Origin of the sequence: Falsiroseomonas sp., from assembly GCF_051860665.1 — a bacterium.
Lineage (GTDB): Bacteria > Pseudomonadota > Alphaproteobacteria > Acetobacterales > Acetobacteraceae > Falsiroseomonas.
The window spans coordinates 1-8,515 of sequence record NZ_JBHYDM010000056.1; the positions used below are offsets into that span (position 1 = coordinate 1).

General features: G+C 72.4%; 7 protein-coding genes. All 7 read left to right on the top strand.

From position 1 onward, the window contains the following. Nucleotides 1-372, top strand: a 372-nt coding sequence (locus ACTIF1_RS26335; RefSeq protein ID WP_439599443.1) for a hypothetical protein, incomplete at its 5' end; no start/stop codon positions are given. After that, a complete protein-coding gene (locus ACTIF1_RS26340) occupies nt 356-1,027 on the top strand; it encodes a CDP-alcohol phosphatidyltransferase family protein (RefSeq protein ID WP_439599444.1) in 672 nt (223 codons plus the stop codon). The genes ACTIF1_RS26335 and ACTIF1_RS26340, both read left to right, overlap by 17 nt. Before the next feature lie 83 nt (nt 1,028-1,110). After that, the gene (locus ACTIF1_RS26345) at nt 1,111-2,268 is read left to right on the top strand and encodes an AI-2E family transporter (RefSeq protein WP_439599445.1); all 1,158 of its coding nucleotides are present in this window, start codon (nt 1,111-1,113) and stop codon (nt 2,266-2,268) included. A gap of 47 nt (nt 2,269-2,315) precedes the next feature. Then, entirely contained in the window at nt 2,316-3,296 is a 981-nt protein-coding gene (locus tag ACTIF1_RS26350; RefSeq protein WP_439599446.1) for an alpha/beta hydrolase, read from the top strand. Beyond that, complete coding sequence (locus tag ACTIF1_RS26355) at nt 3,293-3,997, top strand: chromosomal replication initiator DnaA (RefSeq protein ID WP_439599447.1); 705 nt, start codon at nt 3,293-3,295, stop codon at nt 3,995-3,997. The genes ACTIF1_RS26350 and ACTIF1_RS26355 overlap by 4 nt, the downstream gene beginning before the upstream one ends. A gap of 9 nt (nt 3,998-4,006) precedes the next feature. After that, the gene (locus ACTIF1_RS26360) at nt 4,007-6,244 is read left to right on the top strand and encodes an RNA degradosome polyphosphate kinase (protein WP_439599448.1); all 2,238 of its coding nucleotides are present in this window, start codon (nt 4,007-4,009) and stop codon (nt 6,242-6,244) included. Between the two features lie 202 nt (nt 6,245-6,446). Then, nucleotides 6,447-7,946 carry a Ppx/GppA phosphatase family protein gene (locus ACTIF1_RS26365; RefSeq protein WP_439599449.1) on the top strand — a complete coding sequence of 500 codons (1,500 nt, stop codon included), beginning with the start codon at nt 6,447-6,449 and terminating at the stop codon, nt 7,944-7,946. Nucleotides 7,947-8,515: the final 569 nt, after the last annotated feature.

Below are 8,515 nucleotides of genomic sequence, written 5' to 3' on the forward strand. Positions count from 1 at the left end.
CCCGGCGGGGCGGCCGCGGCGCCGGGCGCGGCGGAGGCCCCGGCCGCGCCGGTGGCCAGCGGCCCGGCGGTCGCGACGGTGGAGGCACTCGCCAGCTACCGCAGCTTCGCCGAATGGGTGGAGATCAACCGCCGCCTGGGCAGCGCCGCCCCGGTGGCGCGGGTGGAGGTGGTGACCATCGCCGGCGACCAGGCCCGCCTGCGCCTCGGCCTGCGCAGCCAGCCGCCGGAAGCGGCGACGGAGCTGGCGGGGCTCGGCCTCGCGCTGGGCCAGGCGCCGGCGCCGGTGGACCCGCGCCTGGCCGGGCTGCCCGGCCGCGCGCCGCAGGGCACCGGCGAGGGATGGCGCCTCAGCCTTGCCGGGAGCCGCTGACCCGGCCCCGCCGCGCGGCGGGGCACCGGCCCCGCCCGGAAGCCCGGCGGATGCCGGGCCCTTCACGCTGCCCCCGCCGGCGGATGCCGGCCCTTTCACCCTGCCCCCGCCGGCGGATGCCGGCCCTTTCACCCTGCCCAATGCCATCACCTTCGCCCGGCTCTGCGCCGTGCCGGCCGCCATCTGGCTGATGCTGCAGCACCGGCTCGACCTCGCCTTCTGGGTCTTCGTGGCGGCCGGGGTCTCGGATGGGCTGGATGGCTGGCTGGCGCGGCGGCGCAACAGCCGCTCGGCGCTCGGGGCCATGATGGATCCGGTGGCGGACAAGGCGCTGCTGGTCTCGGTCTATGTGACGCTGGCCGGCCTCGGCGTGCTGCCGGACTGGCTGGCCATCCTGGTGGTTTTCCGCGATCTGCTGATCGTCGGCGGCGTGCTGGTCCTGTATTTGCTTGGCCAGCCGCCGCTGATCAAACCGCTCTGGATCTCGAAGCTGAACACCCTGCTGCAGATCGGCCTCGCGGCCTTCGCCCTGCTGATGGCCGGCTACGGCCTCGGCGCCCGTCCGCTGCTGGAGGGGGCGATCCTGCTGGTGGCGCTGACCACCTTCGCCTCCGGCGCCGCCTATGTGGTGCAGGCGGCGCGGTCCGGGCGATGAGCGGCCCCTTTCGCCCGCCGGCACATCCCCCGGCGCGCCCGCCGGTAAATCCCCCGGCGCGCCCGCCGGCCCTGCCGCCCGCCGTGCCCCTACCGCCGGGGGACCTGCCGAAGCCGCGGCCCGGCCCGGCGCCGCTGCCGCCGCCCGTGCAGCCGGGCCGGCGCGCCACGCGGGCGGAACGCTGGGCGGTGGTGCTGGGCGGGCTGGGCGGGCTGCTTTTCGCCATCTGGCTCTTCTCCGCCATCCTGACGCCCTTCGTCCTGGCCGGCTGCATCGCCTATTTCCTCGATCCGCCGACCACCCGGCTGGCCCGCCTCGGCCTGCCGCGGCCGGTGGCGGCCTTCCTGCTGGTCCTGGCGCTGACGGCGCTGGCCCTGCTGGCGCTGCTGCTGCTCTATCCGCTGCTGGTGGCGCAGATCGGCGTGCTGGTGGTGCGCACCCCCGCCTATGTGGCCGGCATCGGCCAGGCCATGCGCCAGGCGCTGGAGGCCGCCCAGAATGCCTTCGGGCCGGAGGTGGTGGATGCCCAGCTGCGCGACCTCGTCATCGGCCAGGCCGGGCAGATGATCACCTTCCTCGGTACCGCCGTGGCGCGGCTGATCGGCGGGGGCGTCGCGCTGTTCAACGTCTTCGCCCTGCTGGTGGTGACGCCGATCGTCGGCTTCTACTTGCTGCGCGACTGGCAGGCGATGATGGCGCGGATCGAGAGCTGGCTGCCGCGCAAATCGGCGCAGACGCTGCGGCAACTGGCCCGCGACACGGACCGGGTGCTCTCGGCCTGGCTGCGCGGCCAGCTGCTGTGCTGCGCCATCCTGGCCGCCTACTACGCCGCGGCGCTCTCCGCCGTCGGGCTGGAGCTGGGGCTGACGGTGGGGCTGATGGCCGGGCTGCTGTCCTTCATCCCCTATGTCGGCTCGCTGACCGGCTTCGCCACAGGGGTGGTGCTGGCGGTGGCGCAGTTCGGCACCTGGAACGAGGTGCTGCTGGTGGTCGCCATCTTCGTCATCGGCCAGACCGTGGAAGGCTATGTGATCTATCCGCGGCTGCTGGGGGACCGGGTGGAACTGCATGCGGTCTGGGTGATCTTTGCCCTTTTCGCGGGCGGCGTGGCCTTCGGCTTCCTGGGCGTGCTGCTGGCGGTGCCGATGGCGGCGGCCATCGGCGTGGTCGCGCGCTACTGGCTGCGGCGCTACCTGGAAAGCCCGCTCTACCTGGACCCGCCACGCACGGGCAGCGGGTGAGGTGGGCGGGACAGGGCGGCCCGCATCGGATAGCATCCGCGGCAGCCATGCCGCGCGCCAACCCCCCACCTTCGCCGCCGCGCCCGACCGGTGGTGGCTGGCCGCGCGCGGCGCTGCTGGCCGGGCTGGCCCTGGCGGCCTTGCCGGCGGGGGCGGCGACGCCGCTGCAGGCGCCCGGGCCGCAGGGGCCGCTGGAGGGCAGCCTTCTGCCCGGCCGGCCGATGGTGCTGATCATCCCCGGCTCCGGCGCCACCGACCGCGACGGCAATGGCCCGGGCTACCGCCCCGACACCTATCGCCTGCTGGCCGAAGGCCTGGCCGCGCGCGGCATCGGCAGCCTGCGGATCGACAAGCGCGGGCTGCACGGCAGCCGGGCGGCGGTGCGGGATGCCGAGGCGGTGACCATGGCGGATTATGCGGCGGATATCGCGGCCTGGGCCGGCGTGCTGCGCGCGCGCGGCGCCGGCTGCCTTGTCCTGGCCGGGCATAGCGAGGGTGGGCTGGTGGCGCTGCTGGCCGCGGGCCAGCTGCCCGACCTCTGCGGCCTGGTGCTGCTGGCCACCCCCGGCCGGCGGATCGGCGCGGTGCTGCGCGAACAGCTCGACCGCGCCCTGCCGCCCGGCCCGCTGCGGGCGGAGGCGGAGGGCCTGCTGGCGCGGCTGGAGGCGGGGCAGGGGCTGCCGGAGGCGATCTCGCCGCCGCTGCTGCCGCTGTTCCGCCCGCGCCTGGCCGGGTTCCTCGCCAGCCTCCTTGCCCTCGACCCGCCGGCCCTGGCCGCGGCGGCACCGGCGCCGCTGCTGGTGCTGCAGGGGCTGCGGGACCTGCAGGTGACGCAGGCGGATGCGGCGGCGCTCGCCGCGGCCCGCCCGGAAGCTCGGCTGGTGCTGCTGCCCGGGGTCAACCATGTGCTGAAGGCCGTGGCGGAGGATGCGGCGGACAACCTCGCCGCCTATGCCGACCCCGCCCGCCCCCTGGCGCCGGGCGTGGTGGAGGCCATCGCCGATTTCCTCGCGCAGGCACCGCGATGAGCCTGCAGCTGGCCCTGCCCCTGCCGCTGCAGGAATCCGATGCCGCCGAGGACCTGATCCCCGACCCCTCCAATGCCGAGGCGCTCGCCTGGCTGGAAGCCCCCGAGGGCTGGCCGCTGCGCCGCCTGGCGCTGCATGGGCCGGAGGGGGTGGGCAAGTCGCATATGCTGCATGTCACCGCCCGTCGGCTGGGCTGGCGGCGGCTGGAGGGGCCGGGCCTCACCATGGATGCGGCGCTGGCCGATGTGCCGGGCACGGCGCTGGACCGCGCGGATGCCGCGCCGGAGCAGGCGCTGTTCCACCTGATCAACCACGCGGCGGAGACCGGCGCGCCGCTGCTGCTGGCCGCCCGCGCGCCGCCGGCCCGCTGGCCCACAATCCTGCCCGACCTGGCCAGCCGGCTGCGCGCGACCCCGGCGGTGGAAGTCGCCCGGCCGGGGGAGGGGCTATTGGCGGCGCTGCTCGCAAAACATCTGGCGGACCGGCAGCTGCGGGTGGAGCCCGGGGTGCAGGCCTTCCTGCTGTCCCGCCTGCCGCGCCATGCCGCGGCCATCGCGCGCGCCGTGGCGGCGCTGGATGCGGCGGCGCTGGCCGGCGGCACGCCGGTGACGCGCGCCCTGGCGCGGCAGGTGCTGGCGCTGGATGACCGTTCGGAGACGTCGTCGCAAACGCCCTCCCCGGCCGCAGGGAGGCTGGGCTAGTCTCACCCCATGGACACGATGCCGCAGCCCGCCCCCCCGGCCGTCACACCGGCCCCCAATCCGGCCCCGAAGCCCGGGGCGCCGCATGGCGCGGTGCGGCTGCCGCCGATCGCGCCCGACAGCCCGGCGCGCTTCATCAATCGCGAATTGTCCTGGCTCGCCTTCAATACGCGGGTGCTGGAGGAGGCGGCCAATCCGCGGCACCCGCTGCTGGAACGGCTGCGCTTCGTGGCGATCTCCGCCTCCAACCTCGATGAATTCTACTCCGTCCGCGTCGCTGGCCTGGTCGGCCAGGACCGCGCCGGCATTACCACGCCCTCACCGGATGGGCTGACGCCGGCGCGGCAGCTGGCGGCGGTGAATGCCGCGGCGCAGGCGCTGATCGAGGGGCAGCAGCAGGCCTGGCACGAGCTGCGCGGCCTGCTGGATGCCGCCGGCGTCACCGTCTGCAAGCCGGTGGAGCTGACCGAAGCCGACCGTGCCTGGCTCGAGGGCTGGTTCATGGACCGGGTTTTCGCGGTGCTGACGCCCCTCGCGGTGGACCCGGCGCATCCCTTCCCCTTCATCGCCAACCTGGCGCTCTGCATGGTGCTGAAGCTGGTGCGGGAGGAGGATGGCGGCACCATGCGCGCCCTGCTGCCGCTGCCGCCGCAGATCGAGCGCTTCATCCGCCTTCCCCCCGAAGCGGAGTCGCGCGGCAAGATCCGCTTCGTGATGCTGGAGGACCTGATCGTCCTCTTCCTCGGCCGCCTGTTTCCCGGCTTCATCGCCGCCGAGCACGGGCTGTTCCGGCTGATCCGCGACACCGATGTGGAATTCGAGGAGGAGGCGGAGGACCTCGTCCGCTCCTACGAAACCGCGTTGAAGCGCCGCCGCCGCGGCCAGGCCATCCTGCTCTCGGTCGAATCCCGCATGTCCGCGGACATGGTCCACCTGGTGGCGGAGGAGCTGGATTCGGACCGCGCGGGCGTGGTGAAGGTGGATGGGCTGCTCGGCATCGCCGATATCAAGCAGCTGATCGTGGACGACCGGCCGGACCTTCTCTTCACCCCCTATACGCCGCGCTTCCCCGAACGGATCCTGGACTTCGGCGGCGACTGCTTCGCGGCGATCGCCGCCAAGGACATCGTCGTCCACCACCCCTATGAGAGCTTCGACGTGGTGGTGCAGTTCCTGCGCCAGGCGGCGCGCGACCCGAATGTGGTCGCCATCAAGCAGACGCTGTATCGCACCAGCCGCGACAGCCCCATCGCCCGCGCGCTGATCGAGGCGGCGGAGGCCGGCAAATCCGTCACCGGCATCGTCGAGATCAAGGCCCGCTTCGACGAGGAGCGGAACATCGCCCTGGCGCGGGAGCTGGAGGCCGCCGGCGTGCAGGTGGTCTTCGGCTTCGTCGAGCTGAAGACCCATGCCAAGGTCTCGCTGGTGGTGCGGCGCGAACGCGATGTGCTGCGCAGCTATGCGCATTTCGGCACCGGCAACTACCACCCGATCACCGCGCGCATCTACACGGACCTGTCCTTCTTCACCGCCGACCCGGCGCTGACGCGCGATGCCGCGAAACTGTTCAACTACATGACCGGCTATGCGCGGCCGGAGACGATGGAGGGCCTGGCCTTCGCGCCGCTGACCATCCGCCCCGCCCTGCTCGGCCTGATCGAGCGCGAGATCGCCTTCGCGCAGGAGGGCAAGCCCGCCGGCATCTGGCTGAAGATGAACTCCCTGGTGGATGAGCAGCTGATCGATGCGCTGTACCGCGCATCCCAGGCCGGGGTGCGGGTGGAATGCGTGGTGCGCGGCATCTGCTGCCTGCGCCCGGGCGTGCCCGGCCTGTCCGAGCATATCCGCGTGAAATCCATCGTCGGCCGCTTCCTGGAACACAGCCGCGTCTATGTCTTCGGCAATGGCCACCGCCTGCCATCCCGCCGCGCCCGCGTCTTCATCAGCAGCGCGGACCTGATGGCGCGGAACATGGACTGGCGGGTGGAGACGATGGTGCCGATCGAGAACCCGACCGTGCATACGCAGATCCTCGACCAGGTGATGGCGGTGAACCTGCAGGATACGATGCAGTCCTGGCAGCTGCGCGCCGATGGCACCTATCGCCGCGTGGCGCCGGGGCCGAAGCCGGTGTCGGCGCATGAGTATTTCATGACCAACCCCTCGCTCTCCGGCCGCGGCAGCGCCGCCCAGCGCCCCGCCGGCCCGCCCCGCCGCAACCGCCAGGACCGCGTCCTGCAGGACTAGAAAGGCCCTCCCCCGCCCTGCGGGGGGGTTGGACGCATGCGTCCAACGGGGTGGGGGCCTCCGCGCCCCTCTGCACGTTTCAGGAAGCATCCCGCGCGAAACTGCCCCGCCGCCCCGCCACCCTCCGGCCGCCGGGGCGTTGACGCGGCGGCCGGATTTCGCCACCCACCCTCCCACGCTGTCCTGGACGCTGCACCGCACCATGCCCCGTAACCGTATAGACGGCCCGCCCCCTCGCCTGGGCGTGGTGGACCTCGGCTCCAACTCCGTCCGCCTCGTCGTCTTCGAGGGGCTGTCGCGCAACCCGCTGACCATCTTCAACGAGAAGGCGGTGCTCGGCCTGGGCCGCGGGCTGCAGAACACGGGACGGCTGAACGAGGAGGCGATCGGCCCCGCGCTGACGGTGATGGGCCGCTACGCCGCCGTGGCGCGGGCCATGGGCGCCGAGACGGTGGAGGTGGTGGCCACCGCCGCGGCACGGGACGCCGAGAACGGCCCGGACTTCATCGCGGCGCTCCGCGACCGCCTGCCCGACCTGCCCGTGCGCGTGCTGACCGGGGAGGAGGAGGCCAATCTCTCCGCCGATGGCGTGCTGCTCGGCTTCCCCGAGGCGGATGGCATTTTGGGGGATATCGGCGGCGGGTCGCTGGAGGTGGTGGAGCTGGATCGCGGCCGCGCCACCACCGCGGCCAGCCTGCCGATCGGCGCCATCCGCCTGGCGGACCGCGCCGGGGGCGAGGTGGCGAAGGCGCGCGCCATCGTGGAGGCGGACCTTTCGCGCGTGACCTGGCTGAAGCGCGGCGAGGGGCGGGACCTGTACCTGGTAGGCGGCGCCTGGCGCGCCCTGGCCAAGATGCACATCGCCCAGACCGGCTATCCGCTGTCCATCGTCCACCACTATGTGCTGCGGCGGGAGGAGGCGCGGGACCTGGCCGGCGTCGTCGCCAAGGCCGACCGCAAGATGCTGGCCGCCATGCCCGGCGCCCCGGCCAAGCGGCTGGGCGACATGCCCTTCGCCGCCGTGGTGCTGCGCCGGCTGCTGCGCGCCACCGGGGCGAGCCGCGTGGTCTTCTCCGCCAACGGGCTGCGGGAAGGCTGGTATGCCCGCCTGCTGCCGGATGCGGTGCGCCGCCAAAACCCCATGCTGGCCGCCGGCCACGACCTATCCCGGCAATGGGGCCGCGACCCCGAACTGCCGCCCGCCCTCTTCGCCTGGACCCAGGCGCTGTTCGAAGGCGAGGCGCCGGACCAGGCGGCCCTGCGCGAGGCGAGCTGCTGGATCGCCGATATCGGCAGCCACGACCACCCCGACTACCGCGCCGAACAGGCCTTCTTCCGGGTCCTGCGCCAGCCGGGTGTTGGCCTGGATCACCACCAGCGGGCGTTTCTGGCGATGGTGGTGGCGCTGCGCTACGAGGCCGACGCCACCGCCCCCTTCCTGGCCACCGCGCGGATGCTGCTGGACGCGGCGGCGGTGAAGCGCGCCGAAACGCTGGGCGCCGCGCTGCGCCTGGCCTTTACCCTCTCGGGCGGCACCCCCGTGCTGCTGGCCGGCACCGCGCTGCGGGTGCGGGGCGGGGAGCTGCAATTGCGGCTGGTGGAGGGGAGCGGCGTGTTCGCGGGGGAGAGCGTGCAGCGCAGGCTGGATGCGCTGGCGGGGGCGCTGGGGCTGGTGGCGCGGGTGGAGGTGGCGGCGGTTTGAATGTACCTCCGCGCCTAACTGTTGGCTGAATGGGGCCTCATAGGCGCTGCAGCAGTTCATTAGGCGCGCACCAAGCTGATGGCCGTTGCGATGGCACGACACCCGAGTGGCCACTAAGATTGCTGCGGCCGTTCTCGGTGCGTGTTAATCACCGTCACGGTCGTGTTTGGAGCCTCGCAGAACACCCATGCAAACATCGCTCGTACATCATGTTCGCGAAGTGTTTAGCAGACTTGCGCTGAGGGTGCCGTCTGCCCAACCGGTAATTTCTTGCTGGACGACGATATTACAAACCGATACGGAGACCGCTATTTTCGGCATATTTACCGTACGGCGCGCCATATCCCTGCTAAAGAGACAAATTGACCATCACCCCGGCTTGGATGAAGCAGGCAAAGAAGTCGCCGCAGAGATATTGAGTAGCTTCTCGCCGCTCATGGACCCGAAAAATTTTCATGCTGATATTCGAAATTGGGCCCCCAACCTGGAGCTTAGAGCGTTTTCACCTCAGCCGGAATCGGATTGGGGATTCCGGCACGGGTCGTCAGTGTGATTCATAGGCGTCCGGT